Here is a 25,969-nt window from a genome sequence, read left to right as displayed (position 1 = left end):
ACGACAGCCCGGAAATGATTTACGGACAGAGCGCGCAGCAGACTCCGCCAGAAAAAAATCAGGCCTGAGCCGGCGCCAGCAAGGCCAGTTGCGCCGCATCGAGATAGCACCACTCGCCCTCTTCCAGCTCCAGCGCATCCAGTTGCAAACCGCCGATGGCGACGCGGCGCAAGGCGCTGCAATGATTGCCGGCCGCGGCCAGCATGCGTTTGACCTGATGGTATTTGCCCTGCTCCAGCACGATCTCGAGCAGATGCGTATCGAGCTTGCGGCACGTCACCGCAGCCAAAGGGGCGGGCTCGTCGTGCAGCTGCACGCCGCCCAGCAACTGCGCAATCAACTCATCCGTAACCGCATCGTGCGTGGTTGCCGCATAGACTTTCGGCACATGGCGTTTGGGCGAGGATTGCGCATGGATGAACGAGCCGTCATCCGACATCAGCAGCAAGCCGGTGGTGTCATGATCCAGCCTGCCGACCGGCTGCACGTCGCGCCAGGAAAACTGCTCCGGCAAAATCGTCAGCACGCCCGGATGATGGCTGGGCTTGCGCGAGCATTCGAAATTGGCCGGTTTGTTCAGCGCGATATAAACGTGTTCGCGATAAGTCCACTCTTCCTCGAACAGCGTAAAAACCAGACCTTCGGTATCCGGCGTCAAACGATAATCATCGACCACTTCGCCGTTGATGGCGACTTCGCCGTCTTCGATCAGCGAGCGGCAATATTTGCGCGATCCGAAACCTTGCGATTGCAGGATGCGATCCAGACTCAACTTGCTCATTCCTTGGGCTTTCTTTCTTGTTTGGGTGTCAGAATCTGGCGGGCGATGCCGCGCAGGATATTGACCTCTTCGGTTTCCAGCTGCGTGCGCGAAAACAAACGCTTCAGGCGCGGCATCAGTTTCTTGGGGCTGTCGGGCTTGAGGAATTCAATGGCCACCAGTGCTTCTTCCAGGTGCCGGAACATGCCCTCGATCTCCGCCACGCCGGCCATTTCGCCCTGAAAGCCGATATCGGTCGCCTGCTTGCGATCGCCCAGCTCCGCCATGCGAAACTCATAGGCCAGCACCTGTACCGCCTGCGCCAGATTGAGCGACGAATAGTCGGGATTGGCCGGAATATTGATCAAGACGTTGCATTTCTGCACCAGCTCATTGGGCAAACCGAAGCGCTCGTTGCCGAAGATCAGCGCGGCCTTCAGACCGGTGTCGCCGGCGACCTGTTCAGCGATCGCGCGCGGCGTCACCACCGGCGGCGAAAACTCGCGCAGGCGGGCACTGATCGCAGCGGCAAAGTTGCAATCCTGCAGCGCCTCCTCGATGCTAGCCACGATGCGGGCGCCGGACAAGACGTCCTGCGCGCCGCTGGCGAAAGCGACCGCAGCCTCCTCCTGCACTGCATTGGGAAACCGCGGATTGATCAGCACCAGCTCGCCGAACCCCATGGTCTTGATGGCGCGGGCAGCCGCGCCGATGTTGCCTGGACTGCTGGTTTCCACCAACACGAAACGCAGGCGCTTGAAAACAGAATTATCGATTTTGGGCGTGTTCATTTAAAATAGCGGTATTCGCACGCCCGAAAACCTCGTAAGCCAGCCCAAAAACAGGCTCGGCAATGCCATTTTGATGTTAAATTGGCAATTCTCGGACGGTGCACCGCTCATTAATTTCATTGTTGTGCAACTTCTCCCGACGGTAACGAAACCGACGGCGAAGACGCCATTTTAACGGAACCCTCAGGATGCTTATCCCCCCAATGCTCAATACGGCGATCAAGGCTGCCCGCCGCGCCGCCGCCGTCATCAATCGCGCGTCCTTCGACGTCTCCCTGCTCAAGGTCACCAAGAAGCAGCACAACGACTTCGTCACCGAAGTAGACAAGGCAGCGGAAGACGCCATCATTGAGGTCCTGAAGACCGCTTATCCCGACCACGCCATCCTGGCGGAAGAGTCCGGCGCATCGGCCAACCTGCACGACGAAAATGAAAACGTCTGGATCATCGATCCGCTCGACGGCACCACCAACTTCATCCACGGCTTCCCGCAATATTGCGTCTCGATCGCGCTGCAACAGCGCGGCATCATCACGCAAGCCGTGGTCTACGACCCTACCCGCAACGACCTGTTCACCGCCTCCAAAGGCGCCGGCGCCTACCTGAACGAAAAGCGCATCCGCGTCAGCAAGCGCGACAAGATCGCCGACGGCCTGATCGGCACCGGCTTCCCGTTCCGCGACATGGACGGTTTGAACGAATACATGAAGATGTTCAAGATCATGACCGAAAGCTGCGCCGGCCTGCGCCGTCCGGGCGCCGCTGCGCTGGACCTGGCCTACGTCGCCGCCGGCCGTCTCGACGGCTTCTTCGAAAAAGGCCTGAAGCCCTGGGACATCGCCGCCGGTTCGCTGCTGGTGACGGAAGCAGGCGGCATCGTCGGCACCTTCAAGGGCGAAGCCGATTACCTGTACAAGGGCGACGTCCTGGCCGGCAATCCAAAGATTTTCTCGCAGCAAGTCAATTTGCTGTCCGAATTCGCATAAGATTCAGACTTCAGTTCAGCATAACAATCCGGTCGGAGAGCCGGAGCAGTCACCAAGTCACGCCAGGGAGGCGCTGCGATTCAATTCGATTTGCAGCACTTCCCAGCCACCCAAGGAGACGAGCATGGCAGTCAATCCCATTCCCGAAGGCTATAGCAGCGTCACGCCTTACCTGATCGTTTCCGACACCGCCAGCGCCATTGCGTTTTACGAAAAAGCCTTCGGCGCGACCGAAGTCATGCGCCTCGACGGCCCCCACAACAAAATCTGGCACGCTGAAATCCAGATCGGCAACGCCCGCGTCATGCTGGCCGACGAGTTCATCGAAATGGGTATCCATTGCCCCAAGACGCTGGGCGGCGCCGGCGTCAGCATGCTGATCTACGTCGACGACGTCGACACCGTCTTCAGCCAGGCCATCGCCATGGGCGCCGCCAAACTGCGCGCCGTGCAGGACCAGTTCTACGGCGACCGCTCCGGCATGCTGCGCGATCCTTACGGCCACATCTGGTCGATCGCCACGCACAAGGAAGACCTGTCCAACGAAGAAATCCGCAGCCGCTCGCAAGCGCTGCTCAAGAAGTGCAAACCCACTCCAGCCTAAGCGCCCTGCTCCATGCCATTTGTCACCAGCGCCGGCCGGCGCATCCATTATGAAATCAGCGGCGCAGGTCCTGACCTGCTCCTGCACCACGGCTTCACCAGCAGTTCGCAAGCCTGGCGTTTTTTCGGTTTCACCGATGTCTTGCAGCAACACTATCGCGTCATCGCCATCGATGCCCTCGGCCATGGCCTGAGCGACAAGCCGCACGACACCAACGCCTACACCCTGCAGCAGCGCACCGAAGACGTGGTCGCGATACTCGACCACCTCGCCATCGACAAGGTCAACTACTGCGGCTACTCGCTGGGCGGCTGGGTCGGTTACGGCATGGTGCGCCATGCGCGGCAGCGCCTGCGCTCGCTGATCCTCGGCGCGGCACATCCTTATGCCGACACCAGTTGGAACGTCTTCAAAGGACTCGACGGCACCGACCCGGCAGCCTTCATCAACGCCTTCGAGTCGGTGCTCAACGAGCGGATTTCCGCCGAAGTAAAGATGATGATCCGCGCCAACGACTTGCAGGCGCTGGCGGCAGCGGCGCAACAGCAGCGCGCTTCAATGGAAGAATTGCTGCCGCTGATCGACATGCCCTGCCTGATGTTTTGCGGCGACGCCGATGCGCGCCATGCCGCAGTGAAGCGCTGCACCGAATTGCTGCAGCGCGCCTCCTTCGTCTCGTTGCCGGGCGTGACGCATTTCGGCGGACTGATGCAGAGCAAGCTGGTGTTGCCGCCGGTGCTGGATTTTCTGGCTACACAGTCAGGCTGATTTACCGATCAGATTATTTCAACTTATGCACGATACGGCCGGCGACTTGTTCGCCGGCTTTTTCATCGCTGTCGAACTGCTCACGCGCACGCTGCAAATCGCTGTGATGACGTTCTGCCCAATTGTCCAGAGCGATCAGCGTCTCGCTCAGCGATTCGCCCAGCGGGCTTAATTCGTACTCCACGTGCGGCGCCGCCGTCTCAAGATTGCAGCGCGTCACCAGGCCGTTGCGCTCCAGCTCTTTCAAGGTCTGCGTCAGCATTTTTTGCGAGATGCCTTCGATCTTGCGCAGCAAGGCATTGTTGCGCATCGGCCCTGCCGCCAGCGCAGGAAAAATCAGCAAGGCCCATTTGCTGCCGACCAGTTCCAGCGCCTTGCGCGACGGGCAGGCGAGGCTGTAAATATCGGTTTGCGGTTCTTCTGCGGAAATTTTGTTTGCCGGTTTCATGGTTACCAAAAAGTACGTACTTGTTGCGTGTTCAGCGCCTGCCTATGCTGAGCGCCTGTTCAATCGATTCTTCACGGAGAAACAAATGTCTTGGATTTACCTGTCTTTGGCAAGTGTAGTGGAAATTATCATGGCGATCGCGCTCAAGTATGCAAACGGCTGGACCAGGCTCACGCCCAGCCTGATCGGCATCGGCGCCGCGGCCTGCAGCGTGCTGTTCCTGACGCTGGCGATGCGCAACCTGCCGGCCGGCACCGCTTACGCCATCTGGACCGGCACCGGCTCGGTCGGCGTGGCGGTGTTGGGCATTTACCTGTTCAACGATGCCTTGTCGCCGTTGCGCCTGCTATGCATCGCCCTGATTATCGCCGGCACCATCGGCCTGCGCCTGCTGGACGCCTGAGCCACAGCTCAACAAGTCGCTCCCGCATTGTTCGCAAGACAACAAGAACAATGCCGGAGGCGACCGTCGCAAGCCGTCCTGCAACACCCGCCAAGATTTATCCGCTGCACAGCTGTTCACCTGTTATACTGCGCCCCGTGCGGCACATTCTCCAGTCAAAGTCCGCTGTCCTCCCGACGTTTCAATCCCGTTTGCCTGCGACTGGCGCCCACTGCGGCGACAGGCCGATATTTTTAAATTCCACTATGTCATTCTCATCTCTCGGTCTTTCCGAGGAAATCGTTCGTGCCGTAACCGAACAAGGCTATACCACGCCAACTCCGATTCAGACGCAAGCCGTTCCTGCAGTGCTCGCCGGCGGCGACTTGCTGGCAGGCGCGCAAACCGGTACGGGTAAAACCGCCGGTTTCACGCTGCCGCTGCTGCAACGCCTGTCGTCGGTCGAGCGCGTCAAGATCAACGGTCATGTGCCGATCCGCGCACTGATCCTGACCCCGACACGCGAACTGGCAGCGCAGGTTGAAGAAAGCGTCCGCCTGTACGGCAAGTATCTGCCGCTGACTTCCGCCTGCATCTTCGGCGGCGTCGGCATCAATCCGCAAATTCGCCAACTCAAGCAAGGCGTCGACATCCTGGTCGCGACACCGGGACGTCTGCTGGATCACATGCAGCAAAACACGGTCGACCTGCGCAATATCCAGGTCCTGATCCTGGACGAAGCCGACCGCATGCTCGACATGGGCTTCATCCGCGACATCAAGAAGATCCTCGCGATCCTGCCGAAGAAGCGCCAGAACCTGCTGTTCTCGGCCACCTTCTCCGACGAGATCAAGGCGCTGGCCGACGGCCTGCTGAATTCGCCTGCCATGATCGAAGTGGCGCGCCGCAACTCGACCGTCGAAGTGATCGGCCAAAAGATCCACCCGGTCGACCGCGACAAGAAGCATCCGATGCTGGCGCACCTGATCAACACGCACAAATGGACCCAAGTGCTGGTGTTCACCCGCACCAAGCACGGCGCCAACAAGCTGGTTGAACAACTGGAACGCGACGGCATCACCGCCATGGCGATCCACGGCAACAAGAGCCAGGCTGCCCGCACCCGCGCGCTGGCCGAGTTCAAGGACGGCAAGCTGCAAGCGCTGATCGCCACCGACATCGCCGCGCGCGGTATCGACATCGACCAGTTGCCGCACGTGGTCAACTATGATCTGCCGAACGTGCCGGAAGATTACGTCCACCGTATCGGCCGTACCGGCCGCGCCGGCGCAACCGGCTCTGCCGTGTCGCTGGTGTGCGTTGACGAGCGCGACATGCTGCACGACATCGAACGCTTCATCAAGCGCGAAATCCCGGTCGAAATCATTCCCGGTTTCGAGCCTGATCCTAAGGCCAAGCCGCAACCGATTCAACTGCGCAGCGGTGGTGGCGGCGGTCAGCGTCGCCAGGGCGGCGGCGGTGGCGGCGGTCGCTCGCAGCAGCCGAAGAAATCCGGCGGTGCAGGTCAAGGCCAAGGTCAGTCGCAATCGGCCAAGCCGCGTCAAGGCGGCCCTGCCAAGCCTCAAGGCCAGGGTCCTGCACAAAACCGCGGACCGGCTGCACGTCCGTCGGCAGCGACACATCGTTCGGGCGGTCGCGGCAGGTAAAATAGCTGCTTTCGACTAAACGGCAGAGGTATCGAAGTGGCAGAAATGATCGACGTCATCAAGGCTGATCTCAACAATCCGCGACATGGCGTCGCCATTCTCGACATGCTCGATGCCTATGCGTCCGATCTGATGGGCGGCGGCGAAGGCATCACCGATTTCGTCCGCGCCCATCTGATCGATGAATTGCGCAAGCGCCCTTCCGTGCATGTGTTCCTGGCGTTCGACGGCGACACGCCGGCCGGATTTGCCAATTGCATCGAAGGCTTTTCCAGCTTCGCCTGCAAGCCGCTGCTCAACATCCACGACTTTGCCGTTGCGCCTGCCTATCGCGGACGCGGCATTGCCAAACAGTTGATGCAGGCGGTCGAAGCCTGCGCACGCGAACTCGCCTGCTGCAAGATCACGCTGGAAGTCCTGGAAGGCAATACGGTCGCTCGCGCACTGTATGCAAGCAGCGGCTTCAGCGGATATGAACTGAATCCGACCACCGGCAAAGCCATCTTCATGCATCGCCTGCTGTAACGCTAAAGAACGTAAAAAAGCCCCGGACATCCGGGGCTTTTTCATTACGACGTTACGGAAACAGCAAGGCCTCAGGCCGCCAGCTTCTGCCCGCGCGACTTGCCCGAACTGAGATAGTCGGCAATCGAATCCTGCGTCACTTCCCCCAGATACATCCCTTCGGCGTCGATCACCGGCATCCAGCTGGCGCTGTGCTTGTACATCTTCGACAGCACCACGCGCAAATTCTCATCCGGCGCAGCGTTGAGCGTGAACGGCCTGACCTTGTCGCCGCTCACGCCCTGCACGCCGCGGATGTCGCGACGGCTGACGTAGCCGAGCGCGCGATTGTCGCTGTCGGTGATGGTCAGATAGCGTGCGTCCTGATCGTCCATCAGCGTCATCGCATCCTGCAACGGCAAGTCGGGACGCGCGGTCGCCGGCGTCGTTGCGGCATCCCCGGCGCGCACCAGCAGCAGGCGCTTCAGCGTGTGATCCTGGCCAACGAAGGCGCTGACGAAATCATCCTTGGGACGCGCCAGCAAGGTATCGGGATGATCGAACTGCACCAGCTTGCCGGCACGGAAAATCGCAACCTGATCGCCCAGCTTGATCGCTTCGTCGATGTCGTGGCTGACCATGATCACCGTCTTGTTGAGCTGGCGCTGCATCTGGAAAAATTCGTTCTGGATCGATTCGCGATTGATCGGATCGACCGCACCGAACGGTTCATCCATCAACAGCACCGGCGCATCCGCCGCCAGCGCGCGAATCACGCCGATGCGCTGCTGCTGGCCGCCCGACAGCTCGCGCGGATAACGCTTGAGGAATTTCGCCGGATCCAGCGCCACCATCGCCATCAACTCGGTCGCGCGCTCGCGGCAACGCTTCTTGTCCCAACCGAGCAGGCGCGGCACGATGGTGATGTTTTCTTCGATGGTCATGTTCGGGAACAACCCGATCTGCTGGATCACGTAACCGATGTGGCGGCGCAGGCTGACTTCGTCGATGCCGGTCGTGTCTTCGCCGTTCAACAATACGCGGCCCGATGTCGGCGCAATCAGCCGGTTGATCATTTTCAGGGTCGTGGTCTTGCCGCATCCGGACGGGCCGAGGAAAACGCAGATCTCGCCCTCGGCCACTTTCAGGCTGACGGAATCGACGGCCTTGACCTGATTGCCGTCTTTTTGCGTATAAGTTTTGCTGAGTTGGTCGAGTTCGATCATTTTTGCAGTCCTTTCGGTGTCAGAAGTCGTTGCAGGCCTTGCAGCAGCACGTCGGCGACAATCGCCAGCACGCTGATGAGCACGGCGCCCACAACCAGTTTTTGCATATTGCTTTGGCTGATCGCATGCAGGATCAGCACGCCCAGTCCACCCGCGCCGATCACGGCGGCAATCGCCATCACGCCGATGTTCATCACCACGGCCGTACGCACGCCGCCGAGAATCACCGGCACCGCCAGCGGCAGATCCACCATGCGCAGGCGCTGCCAGAAGGTCATGCCGATACCGATGCCGGCTTCCTGGATGCTGCTGTCGATGTTGTCGAGCGCAAGATAGGTGTTGCGCATGATCGGCAGCAGCGAGTACAGGAATACGGCAGTGATTGCCGGCAGCGGGCCGATGCCGGCGCCGAAGTGCGAGAACACCGGAATCATCAGCCCGAACAAGGCAATCGACGGCAAGGTCAGCACTACGGTGGCAAGCCCGAGCAAGGGCGTCGCCAGCCAGCGATGCCGCGTGATCGCGATGCCCAGCGGCACGCCGATGACGATGGCGAGACTGACGGCAATGCCGACCAGTTTCAGGTGTTGCAGCGTCAGGTTGAGGATGTTGTGCCAGTCGCTCGTGAGGTATTGGATCAGGTTCATGGCCGGCTCCTCAGATCAGACCCTGCTGCTGCAGGAATTCGGTGACGACCTTGCCCACCGGCTCCTGGTCGATGTCGACGCGCTTGTTCAGCTCGGTCATCTTGTCGGTGTCGATGGCGGCGGACAGCGCGTTGAGCTGCTCGGCCAGTTCGGGATTTTCTTCCAGCACTTCCTGGCGCACTACCGGCGTCGCCTTGTAAGGGGCGAAGTAAGCCTTGTTGTCTTCCAGCAGTTTGAGATTGAAACCCTTGATGCGGCCGTCCGACGAATACGTCAGCCCGGCATACAGCTGCTCGTTGCGCAAGGCGGTGTAGACCAGACCCGGATCCATCTGCTTGACTTCGCTGCGGTTGAGCTGGAAGCCGTACAGTTTCTGCATCGGGTCGAGACCGTCGGGACGCGAGGCAAACTCGTAGTCGACGCCTATCAGGTTCGGCTTGCCGCCGGCCTGCTGTTCTTGCGTGATATGCCGGGCGAGATCTTCCAGCGTATTGATGCCCAGCGCATCGGCCAGTTTTTGCGGCATGGCGAAGGCATAGGTATTGTTGAGCGCGGATTCGTTGAGCCAGATCAGTCCGATTTTCTTGTCGAGCGTTTTGACGCGTTCGTAAGTCTCTTCGGCATCGAGTTTTTCATCGACGTGGTTGTAGACGATCAACGAGGTGCCGGTGTACTCCCAGACGATGTCGAGCTGATTGCTTTCCTGCGCCTTGCGCATGAGCGTCGAACCGAGGCCGTTCTTGAGATCGACGTCGTAGCCTTTGGCGCGCAGGTATTGCGCCGTCATCTGCGACAGGATCAGTTGCTCGGTAAAATTTTTTCCGCCGACAACCAGGCTGGCAGCCTGCGACTGCCCTGCGGCCAACAGACCCAACATCATGCCCAGCGCGGCAAAGGCGCGGGCGAAATATGGTTTGTTCATGGTGCGATTCCCCTTGATTGTTATGCCAGGCCTCGGCGCGACAGATACCAGTTGCTCAGCAGGCTGACCATCGCGTCCAGCAGCAAGGCCAGCAAGGCGGTGGCGGCAGCGCCCAGCAGCAACTGGCCATGGTTGTTCAGATAAATGCCGGGGAAGATCAGGCCGCCCAGGCTCTCGCCGCCGATCAGCATCGACAGTGGCGCGGTGCCGACGTTGATCACCAGCGCCGTGCGAATGCCGCCGACGATGATCGGCAAGGCGTTCGGCAGCTCCACGCGAAACAGCACCTGATAGGGTTTCATGCCGATGCCTTTGGCGGCTTCGCGCATGGCCGCCGGCACGTTCTTCAGGCCTTCGAAGGTATTGCGCACGATAGGCAGCAGCGACGCCAGCCACAAGGCGATGATGGACGGCCAGTTGCCGATGCCGAAAAAAGCCAGCGCCAACGCCAAGACGGCAATCGATGGAATCGTGTTGCCGATATTGAAGATCTGGATGAAATACTCGGCGCGACGCGCCACCGACGGTCTGCTGAGCAGGATGCCGGCCGGAATGCCGACTGCCATGGCCAGCAGCATCGACCACGCCACCAGCTGCAAATGCTTGCCGGTGTAGTAGATCAGGTCGCTGCGGTATTGAATGATCACGTCCATGCCGATCCATTGGATCAGGCCGGCGATGACGAGCACGGAAACGGCTGCGCCACCGATGACGTTGCGGAAACATCGCGTCATGGTTACCCCCTGTGTGGCCGCCATGGTCGAGATCAATGAAATGCCGATACCGAAACCGCGACAGCGCGTTTGACTATTTTTCGTGGTTCGCTTGCCCCCGCAGGGCAGATCGTTTGGATACGAACCGATGCCGCAAGAAGCGGCGATGAAATCGACGGCAGTGAAACAAAAGCTGCGCGATCGACGATTTATGCATCCCGGCCTGCAAGAAAAACAGCATGCCGGAGAACGAGACAACCCGTAGACGGGTCAGGAATTACTTAGTAGTTGAACAAGATTTGTCGCTGGGACAGCCATCACTATAACCGAATTGCTTAATGAAGTCTAGCAATGACATTTCAAGTAGTCATAACCACCAGATCTGTAGATATAAAAAAACCGGCTTTTATGCCGGTTTTTATTGGTGCGAAGTAATTTCTACGTCCGAAATCAGCCCAGTTTGTCCCGAGGCCGAACGACTCGCAAGCCTCATTTCAACGCGCCGAACACCTTGCCGATGATGGCGCTGCCGGCGCCGACAGGATCGCGGCGTATGGCTTTTTCTTCTTCGCCGATCATGTAGAACAAACCGTCAAGCGAACGCTGGGTGACATAGCCTTCGACGGTCGACTGCTCGCCCGACACCAGGCCGGTCTTCGCGACTTGCCCCATGGTGGAGTTGTACTTGGCCGAAAGGCCGTTTTGATCGGTAATTTTCTTGACGATGGGCAGGAATTTTTCGCCCAGCGGCGTCGAGGTCTTCTGGCGGAAGAAATCCGTCACCGAGGTGTCGCCGCCGGAGAGGATATTCTTCGCGTCCGTCACCGACATCGACTTGACCGCGTTGATCAGCAAAGGCTTGGCGAGCGGCACGGCGGACTCGGCGGCGCGATTCATCGACACCACCAGATCGTCCAGCTTCTGGCCCTGCCCGGTCATCTTCAGCAACGGCATCGCTTGTTGCAAAGGTCCCGGCAACTGAATCTTGACCTTGTCGTTGTTGAGGAAACCGTTCTCGACGCCGAGTTTGGAAACGGCGACGTTGGCGCCCTTTTCCAGCGCCGCTTTCAGGCCGCTGGTGGCATCCTGGTTGCTGATGTCCGACAGTGAGAAGGCAAACACCAGCGTGCTGCACAGGACCAGGCCCGCAGCGATGGCGCCGTGTTTGACCGGCTTGAAAGAGGAATGGAAAGAAGGCTTGAAAGGAATGCGAGGCATGGCGGCTCCGTAAAAAATGACCGTGCCATCATAATACGCGCCCTGCTCGCAAGGCCATCGCTGAATGTCGATTACATGTGGATTACATGTCGATTGAACGTCGATTTATTGGCACTCTACTTGCCGGTCGTCGCTTTACCGTGCGTCAGCTCCCGCCCCGCATTGTGCGGCAGGCGCCTGGTCACCGGCACCGACGCGACCGAGAACAAGCCCACCACCAGGAAGGCCGGCCAGAAGTCTGCCTCAACAATCGTGGCATGGCCTTGCACGTAATTGGAAATCTGCAGCACCAGACCGGCAATCGTCACGCCCATGCCCAGCGACAATTGCTGAACCACGCTGGCAAGACTGGTTGCACGTCCGGCATCGCGATTGCTGATGTCCGCGTAAGCAATCGAATTCAGGCAGGTGAATTGCAGCGAAGGGAAGAAGCCGCCCAGCAACACCGACAGCAGCATCACCAGATACGGCGTGTGCGAAGAGAACAGCCCGTACGACGCGATCGCCATCCCGGCGAATACCGCATTGAACATCAGCACCGTGCGAAAGCCGTAACGACGCAGCACCGTCGAGGCCAGCGCCTTCATGAACATGGCGCCGAATGCCGAGGCACAGGTAATCGTGCCGGCTTCAAACGGATTAAGCCCCAGCCCCTCCTGCAGCGCCAGCGGCAACAGGAAAGGCACAGCGCCCAGCCCGACGCGAAACAGCGAACCGCCCAGTACGCTGGCGCGCAGCGTCGGGATCTTCAGCAAGCGCAGGTCGAGCAAGGGATGCTCGACGCGCATCGCATGGCGGAAGTAAAAGTACAGGGCTATCGACCCGACCACGCACATGATGATCGGCCACTCTTGCGGTATCAGGTGATTGCCGATCAGCGAAAAGCCCAGCATCGCCACCCCGCCGCCGCAAGCGGTCAGCAGAAAGCCTTTCATATCGAGCGGCGCGGCGTCGGGCTCGCGGAAATTCTCGATATAGCGGCCGGCCAGATACAGGCCGAGGATGCACATCGGAATGTTGATCAGGAAGATCCAGCGCCAGTGGAAATAGGTCGTGATGAAACCGCCCAGCGGCGGCCCGATCACCGGCCCCAGCAAGGACGGCAGCGTCAGATAGCTGATCGCCTTGACCAGCTCGGCCTTGGATACGGAGCGGACGATGATGATGCGCCCCACCGGCACCATCATCGCGCCGCCGATGCCTTGCAAAAAGCGCGCGGCCACGAAGGTGAACAAGGTGTTGGACAAGGCGCACAGGATGGAGCCCGCCATGAAGGTGATCATCGCCGAGCGGAAAATCGTCTTTGCGCCAACCCGGTCCGCCACCCAGCCGGAAATCGGAATGAACACGCCGAGGCTGACCACATACGAGGTCAGGGCAAGTTTCAGGGTGATGGGATCCTGTCCAAGGTCGCGCGCCAGCGCGGGCAAGGAAGTGGCGATGACCGTGACGTCCATGTTTTCCATGAACAGCGCACAGCCGACAATGAGCGGAACGATAAGCGAGGGAGACACGTTGATGCGGTACGACTGGAAAGGGTTCGGGCTGTTTCGGCGGGCCTGGTTGCTGCTGCGGTGCTACCGGCCTCGCTTCTGACAGCCTTCTAAGGTCCGGCCAGTTTACACCACTTGCGCGTCCGGCGTTGCGGACAGGAAATTTTACTGACAAATCGTTGACGTTTTCGTTAAAACACAACAACGCCATTCATCTAAAAATCAACGAAAAGTCAGCGACAATTCAGCGGAAAAAGCGGCTCGGCGACATGCCGAAATGCTTCTTGAACATCGCCGCAAATGCACTCTGGCTGGTGTAGCCGTGGTCCAGCGCGACGTCGATGATCTTGTCGCCGCGCGCGAGATTTTCCAGCGCGAGCAACAACCTCGCCTGCTGTCGCCAGTGACTGAAGCGCATGCCGGTTTCACGCAAAAACAGACGGTGAAATGTGCGTGTGGCGATGCCCAGTTGTTCCGCATGCGCATCGATGGTCGCGGTCTCGTCCGGCTGTGCCATCAGCGCTTCGCAAATCCTGCGCAGGCCCGCATCTGCCGGCAGCGGCAGGTACAGCGGCAACACCGGCACCGACCGCAACTCGTGCACCAGAAGACGCAGCAAATGCCAGTCGCGCGTATCGGCATTGAGCTCGGGACCGATGCCGACCGCCGCCACGATCAGCTCGCGCAGCAAGGGTGGAATATCGAGCACGCAGCTCTGCTGCGGCAGGTTCGGCAGCTCCTGCATGTTGACGAACACCGTGCGCATCTTGACGTCGCCGCGCATGCGCACCTGATGATCGACTTCCGGCTGCAACCAGACGCCGCGCGTCGGCGGCACTACCCAGCGCCCCTCCGCCGTCTCCACCACCAGCACGCCTTCGATCGCATACAGCAACTGCGCGTAAGCATGACGGTGCGATTCGATGACATGGCCGTGCGGATAGTCGATCGCCAGCGCAGCGGCGGGAGCATTGGAGTCGATCAGGTGGTGGTAGTTGGAGGTATCCATGGGCATGCGCAAGAAAAATGGCGCCTGTCACTTTTGCAACAAGCGAAGGCATGTTAGCACGCGACGGACTTTTCGATTCCACGCAAGATGGCTCCTGTCGCCGGGATTACCGGCGTTCTTCACCAGCACACACGACACCACGCCAACGAGAACACCCATGCCACTGACTTCCTATCTCTATCCCTTCCTCGCCATCGTGCTCTGGGCGGGCAACGTCATTGTTTCAAAAATGGCGGCCTCCGCGATTGCGCCGACGGCCATCACCTTCTATCGCCTGATCCTGGTGCTGCTGTTGATGAGCCCCTTCATCATGCGGCCGCTGTGGCGCAATCGCGCGCAGATCCGCCGCCACTGGTGGCAACTCGCCATCTCCGGCCTGCTTGCCATGGCGCTGTTCCAGAGCCTGTCCTACCGCGCAGCGGAAACCACCACCGCCACCAACATGGCGATCGTCACTGCGCTGATTCCCCTGCTGACGGCGCTGCTGAGCGTGATCGTCCTCGGCGAAGCCATTACCTTCGGCATGGCTGTCGGCGGCGTGCTGTCGTTCACCGGCTTGCTGTATCTGGTCGGACATGGCGACATGAGCGCCGTCCTGCGTGATGGTGTACATCCGGGCGATGCGCTGATGCTGTTGGCGGCTTTGGGCTACGCCCTGTACGGCGTGCTGCTGCGCTTGTGGAAGATGAGCGTGCCGGTCTGGCAGGCGGTGTATATGCAAGCCGTCGCCGCACTCGTCCTGATGCTGCCGCAGTTCCTGTTGCTGCCTGCCGGGGCTGCCGCGCTTGACGCGCGCACGCTGCCGCTGATCGGCTATTCGGGCATCGGCTCATCGATACTGCTGTCCTTCCTGTGGATCGAGGGCGTCAAACGGCTCGGGCCGAACCGCTGCAGCATCTTCATCAATCTGCTGCCGGTATTGACGGCGCTGTTCGCCATCCTGTGGCTGCACGAATCCATGCAGGCATATCATCTGATCGGCGGCGGCATCAGCCTGGTCGGCGTCCTGCTCACGCAGCTGGTACAACGTCCGCTGTTCGGCGCGCGCATCGGTTATCGCTGATTCATCATTCATGCCGCCTCATGCGCCGCAGCATGTTTCATCGCTGCGACGCAGGGGCGCATTTGCCGGAACCATTGGCGTTTTTTCCTCCCCAAGAAACAAGACTGCGGCAGGCAAGCTGGTTACAATCGCCATGCCATCCGCCGCTTCGTCCCGCCAATTTCAACAAGAGGAAACTGCATGAACATGAATTCCGACGTCAGCACCGCCGCCCGCGCCAATCCCGGCTCCGGCATGCTCCACCACGACACGCACAGCAAGACCATCGGCTACCTGCTGTGGATTTTCGGTTTTACCGGTTCGCACCGTTTTTACTACGGCAAACCGATTACCGGCACCATCTGGTTCTTTACGCTGGGCTTGCTCGGCATCGGCTGGATCATCGACCTGTTCCTGATCCCCGGCATGGACAAGCAGGCCGATCAACGCTTCAGCGGCGGCAATATCAATTATTCGGTGGCGTGGCTGTTGCTGACCTTCCTCGGCTTCTTCGGCATCCATCGCATGTACATCGGCAAATGGATCACCGGTATCATTTATCTGTTCACCGGCGGTCTGTTTCTGATTGGCGTGCTCTATGATTTCTGGACACTGAACACCCAGGTCTCCGAACGCAATCACGCCGCCGGCCTGTCGTCCTGATGTCCTGATCATTCCTCCCTCACCCGCATGAACACGGCAAAGCGCGGAATCCCGCTATCGTTCACGCCACGATAGCGGTAAGTCACCAGACTGCCGACGGCCGGCGGATGACGCCGCTGCTCATCCGTCAGACCGCTGCCAAGCTTGAAGCGCAGCCCATCCGGCGTCTCCACCAGCAAGGCCCCCGCCATCCCCGTGTACTTTCCCTTTCCCGGCACGTGGCCGACCACGCGCGCCTCGGCGTCGTCATACGGTTTGAACTTGAGCAGATCGTCGTTGCGCCCGGCGCGGTACAGCGAAGCGCCGCGATGCAGCACCACGCCTTCGCCGCCTTGCGCCACAATCCGGTTCATCATTGCCTGCAAGGTCTCATGATCCGGCGCCCGGACCTGTTCGACGGCCTGCACCCATGGCAAACCCATCTTTTGCACGGTGCTGCGCAGTGCCGGCAGACGTTCATCGAAGGTTCCGGCATGGCCAGGCAAATCGAAGGCCATGAAGCGTATCTGCCGCCACGCCGCGTTATCTGGAAGCTGTTGCCGGACCGTCGACAGCGCATGCGAAAAACGTCCGCGGCCGGCCCACAATTCGCCGTCCATCGCCACTGCCGGCCAGCCTGCGACAAACCAATCCGGCGCATGGATCACTTCGCCGCCGCGCGTCAGAAGCTGATGCCCGTCCCAGTATGCGCGCACGCCGTCGAATTTTTCGCTGATCCAGTAATCGTCAAGGACGATGCCCGGCCGGTAGACATTGGCCAGCATGACAGGCGCACGCGCCGCTATCGCCTGAGAAGAATGAAATACAAAAAGGAGGAACAAAAACAGACGCAGAACATTGCCTGCAAACCGTGCGCAGACTTGCGCACGGCGATGCTTCATGTGATGCATGCGGGCTCCCGTGAGCCCTCCCTGTGGATGATGAATGGTTCCTGCGGCGCTTGTTCAGGCGATACGCTTCACGCTTTTTCTTTTTCAGGCTTTTCAATTTTCTCCGGCTTGAATCGCGTCACCAGGAGTTGATTGATTCTATTGCCTTCGATGTCGACAACTTCAAATTTGTAATCGGCGAACAGCGCAAAGTCGGTCTTCTTCGGAATTTTTCGCAGCATGTACATGATGAAACCGGCCAGCGTTTCGTATCCCATCGGGTTCGGATAGTCACTGATGGAGAGCGCGTTCATCACCTCGGCCAGCGGCGTAAGGCCGTCCATCAGCCAGGAGTGTTCGTCGCGCTTGACGATCTGCTGCTCTTCCGACGACAGGTTCAGCAGATTGCCCATCAGCACGCTGGTGACGTCGGTGATGCTGATGATGCCGACCACCAGCGCATATTCGTTGACGACCACGGCGAGGTCTTCGTCGACGGCTTTCATGCGCTCCAGCACTTCCCACAGATTGAGGCTGTCGGGAATCGACAGCGGCACGTGGATCAGCCCCTTGTCGCGCAGCGAGAACTGCTCGCCCTTGAGCAGGCGCTTGAGCACGTCCTTACTGTCGATATAGCCGAGCACGTCGTCGATATTGTTCTCGCACACCAGGAAGCGCGAGTGCGGATGATCGATGATCTTCTGGCGCAGCATTTCTTCGGTATCGGTGACGAGGAAGTAGACGATGCTCTCGCGCTGCGTCATGGCCGATGGGACGTAGCGGCTTTCCAGTTCGAACACGTTTTCGATCAGGTGATGCTCCTGGTGCAGCAAGGCGCCGGCCTGGGCGCCGGCGTCGACGATGGCGTGGATCTCGTTGGGTGTGATGACGTCGTGGCGCACCTGCGGCAAACCGAACAGGGTGAAAAACATCTTCGACAAGCCGTTGAACAGCCAGATCAGCGGCTTGAACACGCGCTCCAGGAACAGCATCGGGCTGACCAGCATGATGGCCGCGCGCTCGGGCGCCAGCATCGCCAGACGCTTGGGCATGAGATCGGCGAACAGGATGAAGAAAGCGGTGACCAGCAGGAAGGAAATCGAAAAGCTCACCGTATCCAGCCACGGTCCCTGATACACCGTGCTCACCGCGCTGACCATGTGCGGCGTCAGCGCCGGCTCGCCGACCACGCCGCCGAGGATGGCGACCGCGTTCAGGCCGATCTGCACCACCGTGAAGAAATTGCCCGGCTGCGCCTGTAAGGCCAGCACGCGCAAGGCATTGGCATCGCCTTCCTTGGCGAGCATTTCGAGACGGATCTTGCGCGAAGCGGCGAGAGAAATTTCGGCGCAGGACAGGAATGCGCTGATGACCACGAGCAAGAGGATCAGTAAAAAGCTGGCGAAAAAACTCATTTTTCTTGTCTCTTGAAGTCGCTATGGACCTATTCTCTCCTGTCGGAGAGGAAAAGTACAATTTGCGGCTTAGCGTCGTGAACAAAGCGCCGCTGGCAAGGCGTGCCCACGCAGACAGTACGAAGGTACGGCAAGTGGGCGCAACACCGCCAGCGGCGCTTTGTTCGCGACGCTCAATAGACGTCGCGGCGGTAGCGTCCCTGCTCCGCCATGCTCTCCAGCACGTCCTCGCCCAGGATTGCGCCCAACGCCTGCGCCACGCCGCCGGCCATGCCTTCCAGGCTGCCGCAGACGTAAATGGCCGCACCGTCGTCAACCCACTGTTGCAGCAGGTGCGCCGCCTCGCGCAGGCGATCCTGCACATAGATGCGCTGCGCCTGGTCACGCGAAAAGGCCAGATCCAGACGTTCCAGCATGCCCTGCGCCTGCCAGCGCCGGATCTCGTCGCGATGGAAGAAATCATGCTGCACCGAACGTTCGCCGAACAGCAGCCAGTTGCGCCGGCGGCCAAGAGCGATGCGCGCCTTCATGTGCGCGCGCAAACCCGCAAGGCCGGTTCCGTTGCCGATCAGGATCAGCGGGCAATCGTCGGCCGGCGGATGAAAGCCGCGATTCGGCCGCACGCGCAAATCGAGTTGGCCCTGCCCGGCCAGATGCGCCGTGAGCCAGCCGGATCCCAGCCCCAGAGTGCCGTCCGGCAGAAGCGTCTGGCGCACCAGCAATTCCAATTGGCCGTCCTGCGGCAGCGAGGCGATCGAGTATTCGCGATGCGGCAACGGCTTGCAACCGTCCGCCAGGGCTTGCGCCGTCATTCCCCGCAATGACGCCAGTTCCGCGGCATCGTGCGGCAGCAGGCTGCGCGCGAGGACATCGCCGAGCGTTGCGGTTTCGTCCAGCGCCCCGTCATGCACAGGTGCGCTGCCGTCCAGTTGCAAGGCGTCCAGCAAGGCGCTTACTCTGGCGGGATCATTGCGCGGACCGATTTCGGCGATGTCGCCGGCTTGCCACGACAAGGTCTGTTGCGCATCGACAGGTTTGAAAGCCAGGTGGAAAGCGGCGCCGCCGGCGCTGCCGGGATTGAGCAGTTGCCGCTCGGTCAAGCTCCAGCGCTCGTAGCCGGGCGCGCTCCAGTCGGCCATGTCGGTATGGCCGCTCAGCACACCCAGATGATGCTGCCAGTGGCGCAAGGCGCCGGTGTCGCCGTTATCCACCTCCACCATGTCGAATAGCGCGTGCGCGCCATGGCGGCGCAGCCAGGCGTCGAGCGCATGGCCGAATGCGCAATACTGCGCGTAGCTGCGGTCGCCGAGCGCCAGCACGCCGTAGTGCAAATCCTGCAGCACCGCCGCCGGCCCCATCACCTTGCGCGCAAATCCGGCGGCGCTGTCGGGTGCATCGCCTTCGCCCGTGGTGCTGACCACGAACAGCACACGCCGCACCGCTTGCAATTGGACCAGATCCAGCTGCGCGAGACTGCAGGCGCGGACCTGCATGCCGGCGTCTTTCAAGGCTTGCGCAGTCTGTTGCGCGATCTGCTCGGCGAAGCCGGTCTGGCTGGCGAAGGCGATCAGCACCTCTTGCGAAGCATCGCCTGCCTGGTCTGCGCCACTGTTCTGCCAGGCCGATGCCGCCTGCTGCTTGCGCCGATGAGCGACGAAAATGACGAAGCAGAACACCATGTAGAGCAGCAGCACCAGCGCCGCCGCGAACAAGCGTCCGGCAGCGCCGTCCAGCAATTGCATCTGGACTATGGCCACCGTCGCACCGATGGCACAGGCCAGGCCGGTCAGGCCGGGACCGGGGATGAATGGCATGCGTACAGGTTTGCTCATCCCAGCATCGCCTGCATGGCCGGGGTCAGGCGCTCACGGAATCCCTCGCCGTCGCGGCTGATGAATAAGGCGGCCACCCCATTGCTCAATGCCAGCGCAAGCCCTTCTTCATCGCCCAGCACCATCAAGGCCGTGGCCCAGGCATCGGCAGTCATGCAATCCGCATGCAGCACGGCGACGGATGCCAGCGCATGCGCAACCGGCTGCGCCGTACGCGGGTCGATGGTGTGCGAGTAGCGGCGCTCGCCGTCGTCGAAATAGCGCCGGTAGTCGCCGGAAGTCGCCAGCGCCACGCCGTGCAACGCCGCGATGCTCTGTACGTGTTCATCTGCGCCGGCTGCGGCGGGGGGATGTTCCATGCCTGCCCACCAAGGCTGACCGTCAGCCTTGACGCCTTGCCCGTACAGTTCGCCGCCGACTTCCACCAAATAACTGACGGCGCCCACGCTGCGCAGATAAGCCGCAACCAGATCGACCCCGTAGCCTTTGGCGATGGAAGAGAAATCGAGATACAGATCGCCCGGTTGCAGCAAGGCATGGCGCGCGCGATCGATGCGTATGCGCTGCCAGCCGCAACGCTGACGTTCACGCGCGATGGCGACGTCGTCCGGCCGCTCCGAGCGTTTGGGATCGGGACCGAAGCCCCACAGATTGACCAGCGGGCCGACGCTCGGGTCATACGCGCCGCCGCTAAGCTCGGCGACCGCGAGCGCGCAATCGAGTACCTTCAGAAAATGTTCCGGCAACACCTGCCAGCTATCGGCGGCAGCGTGGTTGTAGCGACTCAGGTCGGAGTCGGAACTCCAGGTGCTCATCTGGGCGACGACGAGGTCGAGTTGCCGCTGTATGCCGTCCTGCATCGTTTTCAGATCGCATCCGGCCGGCCGGATCAGCCTGACCGACCACGACGTGCCCATCGTCAGCCCCGACAAACTGTCGACGACGGCATCAGCCGGCACCGGATCAGGTTGCGGCAGGTTCAGCGGAATAAAGACGCGATTCATGGAGAGACGGAGAGTTCGTTCCGGAGAAAAATGGAGAAGGCCGTCGGAGGACGGCCTGTAAAACAGCGTTCGCCGCCGGTACGGCGAACGCCTGATACATCAACAAAGACGACTACCCGCTCGATGCCCCGGATAACCCGCCTGCCATGCGGAAGCACACCTCAGAACACGGGTACTTAAGGCGCCAGCACTTCCAGCGTAGCGGTGTAATTGGCGCGACGATCGGTCGCCGGCTTGAGGTTGGGCTTGTCGTCCTTGACCGTTGCTTCCATCCAGTACATGCCGGCGGAAGGCCAGGTCACGCTGAACTTGCCGTCGGCGTCGGTCGTCGGCGTCATCTCATTGAGCTTGTCGCGATAGCGTGTGCCACCCGGCACCACCGTCACCTTGACGTTGGCGGCAGGCTTGCCGTCCAGCAGCAGGCGGAAGTTCGCCGTTTCATCGGCGATCAGATCGGTCGGATGGGTGATCGCCTGCAACTCCAGTCCCGAGCCGGTAACGTCCAGCACTTTCCTGGACGGCTTGCCGGCGGTGACGAAGGTCTCGATGCGGCCCTGCATCTGCGTCACTTGCAGATCTTTGGCGTCGGCCGGGACTTCCCTGGCCAGCGTCTCAGGAGTGCCGCGCCAGCGTTTGGTCTGGCCGGCGGCATCCTTGTAGCTGCCGAACAATCCCATGCTGATGACGGCGATCTTGTAGGTGCCGCTTTGCGTCAGGTGCACGTCGAAGCTGGTGCGGAGTTTTCCGGTATAGGCATTTTCCGGCTTGGCGAACGTGCCGTCCGGCGCGCTCACTTGCAGGCCGTCGAGCTTGAGCGCAAAGCTTTCAAAGAAAAACAGATCGTTGGACACCGCGGCGTCGACGCTGACCCAGGGATCGTTGCCCGACAGGACCGTCGACGACGGCAACAGCCAGGTGCGGTGCGCGCTGGCCGACAGCGGCAAACCGATTGCCAGCGTCATCGCGACGGCGGCGAGTTTGAATGAAAATTTCATGTCGTCCCTTTGCGTTACGGTTCGTTACGGTTTGAAGTCCAGCGTGATGGCGCCCAGTTCCGACTCGCCTTTGCCCTTGGCGCTCTGCGCAGTCTTCGGCGGCCATTGCAGCGGCACCTTGACCACTTCGCGGCCGCCCACTTCACGCGCCGCTTCCACCATCAGGACATAGTCGCCGGGCGGCAATTGCGCCAGCGGTCCCTTGTCGCTGCTGAAGGTCAGTTGCTGTTCGCCGGCAGGACGCGTCGCACCGCTCACGCCGTCGACCGGCATATGCACATCACGGCCGGCGCGACGCCACCATTGGCGCAGATCCTTCAGCCACTTCTCGCCTTCCTTGTCCTTCTTCTTGACGTCGTACCAGACCGCCAGCGTCGCGGCGACGCTTTGGTCGGGACGCTCCAGCCAGACGGCGAGGTAAGGCCGGTGATACTCGGCCACGTTCAATCTCGGGATTTCAACTTTGACATTCATGTCCGCCGCCACCGCCGGCAGCGACACCACGCCCATCAGGGCAGCCGACAACGTCGTCGGCAACAGACCAGGAACCAGCACGCGCATATGATTCAACCTCGCTTGTGAAGAGAAAAAGAAATAAGAAAAATCAGTGAATGAAAACGATCGCCAGCACCAACGGCACCACCAGCCCGAACCCGACCAGCGGCCAGGTCACCGGACGATTGCCGGCATGCAGCTGCAGCAAGAACATCCCGGTGATGCAGAACACCAGGCAAGCCACGGCGAAGATGTCGATGAACCAGCTCCACGCCGTGCCGGTATTGCGGCCTTTGTGTAAATCGTTGAAATAGGAAACCCAGCCGCGATCGGTCTTTTCATATTCGACCTTGCCGTTGCCGAGGTCGACTCGCAGCCAGGCGTCGCCACCCGGACGCGGCAGCGAAACGTACAGTTCGTCGGCCGACCACTCGCCGGTCTGCCGGTCTATCGAGACGGACATCTGCTTGTCGAGCCAGGTCTTCAGCGGCGCCGGCAAGGCATCCTTGTCCTTGTGTTCTGCCGCGCTCAGTTGCGCCAGCAAGTCCTTGGGCAACTGTGCCTGCTTGCTCGACACCTGTGGATGCGCCTCGATTTGCGCGGAATGATTCAGCGTCAGGCCGGTGGCCGCGAACAGCAGCATGGCGATCAGGCAGATGGCCGAACTGATCCAGTGCCATTGATGCAGATGCTTGAGCCAGAACGAGCGGCGTTGCTGTTTCGGCATGTTTCCGGCGACGGCGGCTTCCCTCATGTTTCGTTCACGATGACCTGGACAGGCCAATCTAAATAATAATAATTCTCAATTATAACTTCAGCTTGAGGGAAAAATGCAGGCTTTCTTCAGGATTTACTTTGCGATACATGAAGCTGCAGATCGATACAGACGCTCGCCTCACCGGATGAAGGCAAGGCTTCCGCCGACCGGCGTCATTGCAAAATCGACAAGATGGCGGACGCAAAAAAATCGCCGTGGCGCATGTCCACGGCGATTCCTGTCCTGCAATGCAGATATGGCGCGATATGCCGACGATTCACGCCATGTCAGCGCAGCAGCTCGTAAGGACCGCCCCGCTCCAGCGCGCGCTGGTAGGCAGGACGCCCATGGATGGCTTCCAGATACTTGAGCAGGTTCGGGTAATGCCCGTCGAGGCCGCCGCGCGAACGGGCGCCTTCGACCGGAAAGCTCATCTGGATGTCGGCCGCCGAGAAGGTATTGCCCGCGAACCAGGTGCTTTTGGAGAGTTCGCCTTCCAGATATTGCAGATGGCGCTTGAGTTGCGGATCGACCATCTTGCCCAGCACGCCGTTGCAGATCAGACGCGCGACCGGGCGGATCAGGCCCGGCACCGATTTCGGCAGGCGGCTGAAAATCAGCTTCATCAGCAACAGCGGCATCGCCGAGCCCTCTGCATAGTGCAGCCAGTAGCGATAACGCAGGCGCTCCGGCGTGTCTGCTTCAGGAATGAATTTGCCGTTGCCGTAGCGCTCGACCAGGTATTCGACAATCGCGCCGGACTCGGCGATCGTCAGGTCGCCGTCGGTAATCACCGGCGATTTGCCCAGCGGATGGATGTCGCGCAAGGACTGCGGCGCCAGCATGGTCTTGGGGTCGCGCTGGTAAAACTTGATGTCGTACTCAAGTCCCAGCTCTTCCAGCAGCCACAGCACGCGCTGGGAACGGGAGTTGTTCAAATGGTGGACGGTGATCATGTAGTGCGCCTTTCTGTAGAATGGCACCACTCTACCAGCAGAAATAGCAGAATATAAAAAACGCATGCCTCGCACACCCAGCACCGCCCAAGTCCCGCTCTACAAGAAATTCGCCGACGAACTGGCGGCGTCCATCCACGCCGGCGTGCTGCAGCCGGGTGAGCGCGTGACCTCGGTGCGCGTCGCCAGCCAGCAGCATAACGTCAGCGTCACCACGGTCGTGCGCGCCTACGAGCTGCTGGAAAGCCGCGGCATCATCGAAAGCCATCCGCAGTCCGGCTATTTCGTACGCAAGACTGTCGCGCCGGCGTCCACGCCTGCGGCAAGCAAACTACTGCCGCCGACGCATCCGGCCACCCAGCAACCGCATGAGGTCGACGTCAGCCGGCTGGTGCTGGCAACGCTGAAGACTATCCAGCAGGACGGCACCATCCCGCTTGGCTCGCCTTATCCGAATCCGGCGCTGTTCCCTTCGCAGCGCATCGGCCAGTACGCCAGCCGCATCACGCGCAACAGCGACAGCTTCAGCGTCTTCACCGACCTGCCCCCGGGCCACCCCGACCTGCTGCGCCAGATCGCGCGGCGCTATCTGGAAACCGGCCTCAACGTCGATCCGGAAGACATCATCATCACCGTCGGCGCCACCGAAGCGATCAATCTCTGCCTGCAGGCCGTGGCCCAGCCGGGCGACACGATCGCGGTGGAGACGCCGACCTTCTACGCCATGCTGCATGCGATCGAGCGCATGGGCATGCGCGCCGTCGAAGTCCCCACCGATCCGCTGACCGGCATCGATCTGGATGCGCTCGAAGCCTTGCTGCAAACCCAGAAGATCGCCGCCTGCATGGTGATGCCCAATTTCCAGAATCCGCTCGGTTCGATGATGCCGGACGCGCACAAGCAGCGGCTGGTCGACCTGGCGCATCGCTACGACATGCCGCTGATCGAGGATGCGGTCTACAGCGAATTGTTCTACGGCGCGGCGCATCCGACCTCGCTCAAGACCTACGACCGCGACGGCCTGGTGCTGCACTGTTCGTCCTTCTCCAAGAGCCTGACCTCGGCCTACCGCGTGGGCTGGGCGATTCCAGGCCGCTATCGCAACCAGGTCGAAAAGCTCAAATTCCTTAACACGCTGGCTACGCCGACCATTCCGCAACGCGCGATTGCCGAATACCTGACGCAAGGAGGCTACGAACGCCATCTGCGCCGGGTGCGGCGCGGCCTGCTGCAACAGCGCGACCTGATGCGGCATTTCGTATTGCGATTTTTTCCTGAGGGAACGCAGGTGTCGGAACCGGCCGGCGGCTACATCCTGTGGATAGAACTGCCGCCGCGCGTAGATGCGATGGAGTTGTACCGGCGCTGCCTGGTGCTGGGCATCACGATCGCGCCGGGACGGATCTTTGCGGCGACCAACCGCTATAGCCATTTCATCCGCTTGAACTACAGCTATACGTGGTCGAAAGAGATAGAAAAAGCCTTGAAGACGATCGCCGGAATCGTCGCCGAACTCAGCTGAAACTTTTCAGCGAAAACTCAACCGTGCAGCTTGAGCCCGGCCGCCGTCAGGATGGCGTTACCGGTGCCGTCCTCGTTGACCTCGACGATGGCGATCCCCGCTTCTTCCAGCGCCGTCAGAAACCGCCGCAAGGTGCTCATGCGCAATTCGGTGCGCTTGGACAGGCGCGCCAGCGACAGCGGCGCCTGGCTGCGCTGATGCTCCTGGTACAGCGCGTCCAGGATGCGCACCAGCTCCGGGGGAAGCTGGTCCTGTAACGGATCCTGGGCGTCGTCCACGGC

At 60.7% G+C, this 25,969-nt stretch carries 28 protein-coding genes; 9 read left to right on the top strand and 19 right to left on the bottom strand.

The genetic code is table 11. The features are described 5' to 3' along the window. Nucleotides 1-58: 58 nt before the first annotated feature. A complete protein-coding gene (locus AKL25_RS21040; RefSeq protein WP_050479661.1) occupies nt 59-781 on the bottom strand; it encodes a pseudouridine synthase in 723 nt (240 codons plus the stop codon). Continuing rightward, on the bottom strand, nt 778-1,551 hold the full coding sequence (locus AKL25_RS21035) for an RNA methyltransferase (RefSeq protein ID WP_050479660.1): 774 nt from the start codon (nt 1,549-1,551) through the stop codon (nt 778-780). The genes AKL25_RS21040 and AKL25_RS21035 overlap by 4 nt, the downstream gene beginning before the upstream one ends. A 188-nt stretch (nt 1,552-1,739) precedes the next feature. On the opposite strand from AKL25_RS21035, the gene AKL25_RS21030 reads away from it, so the two are divergent. The 3 genes from AKL25_RS21030 to AKL25_RS21020 all read left to right on the top strand — a co-directional run bounded on the left by AKL25_RS21030 (nt 1,740) and on the right by AKL25_RS21020 (nt 3,909). Then, complete coding sequence (locus tag AKL25_RS21030) at nt 1,740-2,537, top strand: inositol monophosphatase family protein (protein ID WP_050479659.1); 798 nt, start codon at nt 1,740-1,742, stop codon at nt 2,535-2,537. Between the two features lie 124 nt (nt 2,538-2,661). Continuing rightward, on the top strand, nt 2,662-3,141 hold the full coding sequence (locus AKL25_RS21025) for a VOC family protein (RefSeq protein WP_050479658.1): 480 nt from the start codon (nt 2,662-2,664) through the stop codon (nt 3,139-3,141). Between the two features lie 12 nt (nt 3,142-3,153). Continuing rightward, nucleotides 3,154-3,909 (top strand): alpha/beta fold hydrolase, encoded by a 756-nt coding sequence (locus tag AKL25_RS21020; protein WP_050479657.1) that lies wholly within the window; start codon nt 3,154-3,156, stop codon nt 3,907-3,909. Nucleotides 3,910-3,922: 13 nt separating this feature from the next. On the opposite strand, the gene AKL25_RS21015 is transcribed toward AKL25_RS21020, so the two are convergent. Then, nucleotides 3,923-4,357, bottom strand: a complete 435-nt coding sequence (locus tag AKL25_RS21015; RefSeq protein ID WP_050479656.1) for a winged helix-turn-helix transcriptional regulator — start codon at nt 4,355-4,357, stop codon at nt 3,923-3,925. Between the two features lie 85 nt (nt 4,358-4,442). On the opposite strand from AKL25_RS21015, the gene AKL25_RS21010 reads away from it, so the two are divergent. From AKL25_RS21010 to AKL25_RS21000, 3 genes are all read left to right on the top strand, one after another. After that, nucleotides 4,443-4,760: a DMT family transporter gene (locus AKL25_RS21010; RefSeq protein WP_050479655.1), complete on the top strand. Its 318-nt coding sequence runs from the start codon at nt 4,443-4,445 to the stop codon at nt 4,758-4,760. 245 nt (nt 4,761-5,005) lie between these two features. Continuing rightward, on the top strand, nt 5,006-6,406 hold the full coding sequence (locus tag AKL25_RS21005; protein ID WP_007882225.1) for a DEAD/DEAH box helicase: 1,401 nt from the start codon (nt 5,006-5,008) through the stop codon (nt 6,404-6,406). 45 nt (nt 6,407-6,451) lie between these two features. Continuing rightward, on the top strand, nt 6,452-6,931 hold the full coding sequence (locus tag AKL25_RS21000) for a GNAT family N-acetyltransferase (RefSeq protein ID WP_050479654.1): 480 nt from the start codon (nt 6,452-6,454) through the stop codon (nt 6,929-6,931). A gap of 71 nt (nt 6,932-7,002) precedes the next feature. Here the strand turns inward: AKL25_RS21000 and AKL25_RS20995 are convergent, their stop codons facing one another. From AKL25_RS20995 to AKL25_RS20965, 7 genes are all read right to left on the bottom strand, one after another. Then, entirely contained in the window at nt 7,003-8,136 is a 1,134-nt protein-coding gene (locus AKL25_RS20995; protein WP_050479653.1) for an osmoprotectant ABC transporter ATP-binding protein OsmV, read from the bottom strand. Then, entirely contained in the window at nt 8,133-8,783 is a 651-nt protein-coding gene (locus AKL25_RS20990) for an ABC transporter permease (protein ID WP_050479652.1), read from the bottom strand. Before AKL25_RS20990 ends, AKL25_RS20995 begins: the two co-directional genes overlap by 4 nt. 10 nt (nt 8,784-8,793) lie before the next feature. Then, nucleotides 8,794-9,705, bottom strand: coding sequence for a glycine betaine ABC transporter substrate-binding protein (locus tag AKL25_RS20985; protein WP_050479651.1), 912 nt, complete (start codon nt 9,703-9,705; stop codon nt 8,794-8,796). Between the two features lie 20 nt (nt 9,706-9,725). Next, entirely contained in the window at nt 9,726-10,439 is a 714-nt protein-coding gene (locus AKL25_RS20980) for an ABC transporter permease (RefSeq protein WP_050479650.1), read from the bottom strand. 468 nt (nt 10,440-10,907) lie between these two features. Next, nucleotides 10,908-11,636 (bottom strand): DUF4197 domain-containing protein, encoded by a 729-nt coding sequence (locus AKL25_RS20975; RefSeq protein ID WP_157050719.1) that lies wholly within the window; start codon nt 11,634-11,636, stop codon nt 10,908-10,910. Nucleotides 11,637-11,752: 116 nt separating this feature from the next. Next, the gene (locus AKL25_RS20970; RefSeq protein WP_050479649.1) at nt 11,753-13,102 is read right to left on the bottom strand and encodes an MFS transporter; all 1,350 of its coding nucleotides are present in this window, start codon (nt 13,100-13,102) and stop codon (nt 11,753-11,755) included. Between the two features lie 271 nt (nt 13,103-13,373). Beyond that, the gene (locus tag AKL25_RS20965; RefSeq protein ID WP_050479648.1) at nt 13,374-14,138 is read right to left on the bottom strand and encodes an AraC family transcriptional regulator; all 765 of its coding nucleotides are present in this window, start codon (nt 14,136-14,138) and stop codon (nt 13,374-13,376) included. A gap of 157 nt (nt 14,139-14,295) precedes the next feature. Between AKL25_RS20965 and AKL25_RS20960 the strand changes: the two genes are divergently transcribed. Beyond that, on the top strand, nt 14,296-15,201 hold the full coding sequence (locus AKL25_RS20960; RefSeq protein ID WP_050479647.1) for a DMT family transporter: 906 nt from the start codon (nt 14,296-14,298) through the stop codon (nt 15,199-15,201). 186 nt (nt 15,202-15,387) lie between these two features. Continuing rightward, nucleotides 15,388-15,843: an NINE protein gene (locus AKL25_RS20955; protein ID WP_240475814.1), complete on the top strand. Its 456-nt coding sequence runs from the start codon at nt 15,388-15,390 to the stop codon at nt 15,841-15,843. An 8-nt stretch (nt 15,844-15,851) separates the two neighbouring features. On the opposite strand, the gene AKL25_RS20950 is transcribed toward AKL25_RS20955, so the two are convergent. The 8 genes from AKL25_RS20950 to AKL25_RS20915 form a co-directional block, all read right to left on the bottom strand. Then, nucleotides 15,852-16,607, bottom strand: a complete 756-nt coding sequence (locus tag AKL25_RS20950; RefSeq protein ID WP_240475813.1) for a DNA ligase — start codon at nt 16,605-16,607, stop codon at nt 15,852-15,854. A 194-nt stretch (nt 16,608-16,801) separates the two neighbouring features. After that, entirely contained in the window at nt 16,802-18,127 is a 1,326-nt protein-coding gene (paeA, locus tag AKL25_RS20945; RefSeq protein WP_050479646.1) for a polyamine export protein PaeA, read from the bottom strand. Nucleotides 18,128-18,300: 173 nt separating this feature from the next. Beyond that, nucleotides 18,301-19,959: a flavodoxin domain-containing protein gene (locus AKL25_RS20940; RefSeq protein WP_083444820.1), complete on the bottom strand. Its 1,659-nt coding sequence runs from the start codon at nt 19,957-19,959 to the stop codon at nt 18,301-18,303. After that, nucleotides 19,956-20,963 carry an FAD:protein FMN transferase gene (locus AKL25_RS20935; protein ID WP_050479645.1) on the bottom strand — a complete coding sequence of 336 codons (1,008 nt, stop codon included), beginning with the start codon at nt 20,961-20,963 and terminating at the stop codon, nt 19,956-19,958. The genes AKL25_RS20940 and AKL25_RS20935 overlap by 4 nt, the downstream gene beginning before the upstream one ends. Before the next feature lie 176 nt (nt 20,964-21,139). Further along, nucleotides 21,140-21,958: a DUF4198 domain-containing protein gene (locus tag AKL25_RS20930; protein ID WP_050479644.1), complete on the bottom strand. Its 819-nt coding sequence runs from the start codon at nt 21,956-21,958 to the stop codon at nt 21,140-21,142. A 24-nt stretch (nt 21,959-21,982) separates the two neighbouring features. Further along, entirely contained in the window at nt 21,983-22,519 is a 537-nt protein-coding gene (locus AKL25_RS20925; RefSeq protein ID WP_050479643.1) for a DUF2271 domain-containing protein, read from the bottom strand. 43 nt (nt 22,520-22,562) lie between these two features. After that, entirely contained in the window at nt 22,563-23,207 is a 645-nt protein-coding gene (locus AKL25_RS20920; RefSeq protein ID WP_205627289.1) for a PepSY-associated TM helix domain-containing protein, read from the bottom strand. Nucleotides 23,208-23,497: 290 nt separating this feature from the next. Further along, entirely contained in the window at nt 23,498-24,166 is a 669-nt protein-coding gene (locus AKL25_RS20915; RefSeq protein WP_050479641.1) for a glutathione S-transferase, read from the bottom strand. A gap of 64 nt (nt 24,167-24,230) precedes the next feature. Here AKL25_RS20915 and AKL25_RS20910 point away from each other — a divergent pair, with 64 nt between their 5' ends. Beyond that, nucleotides 24,231-25,688 (top strand): aminotransferase-like domain-containing protein, encoded by a 1,458-nt coding sequence (locus AKL25_RS20910; RefSeq protein WP_050479640.1) that lies wholly within the window; start codon nt 24,231-24,233, stop codon nt 25,686-25,688. Between the two features lie 17 nt (nt 25,689-25,705). Here AKL25_RS20910 and AKL25_RS20905 read toward each other — a convergent pair whose 3' ends face one another. Then, nucleotides 25,706-25,966, bottom strand: coding sequence for a helix-turn-helix domain-containing protein (locus AKL25_RS20905; protein WP_240475812.1), 261 nt, complete (start codon nt 25,964-25,966; stop codon nt 25,706-25,708). Nucleotides 25,967-25,969: the final 3 nt, after the last annotated feature.

The sequence above is a fragment of the Herbaspirillum rhizosphaerae genome (assembly GCF_001189965.1).
Lineage (GTDB): Bacteria > Pseudomonadota > Gammaproteobacteria > Burkholderiales > Burkholderiaceae_D > Herbaspirillum > Herbaspirillum rhizosphaerae.
This window is presented reverse-complemented; position numbering and strand designations above follow the sequence as displayed.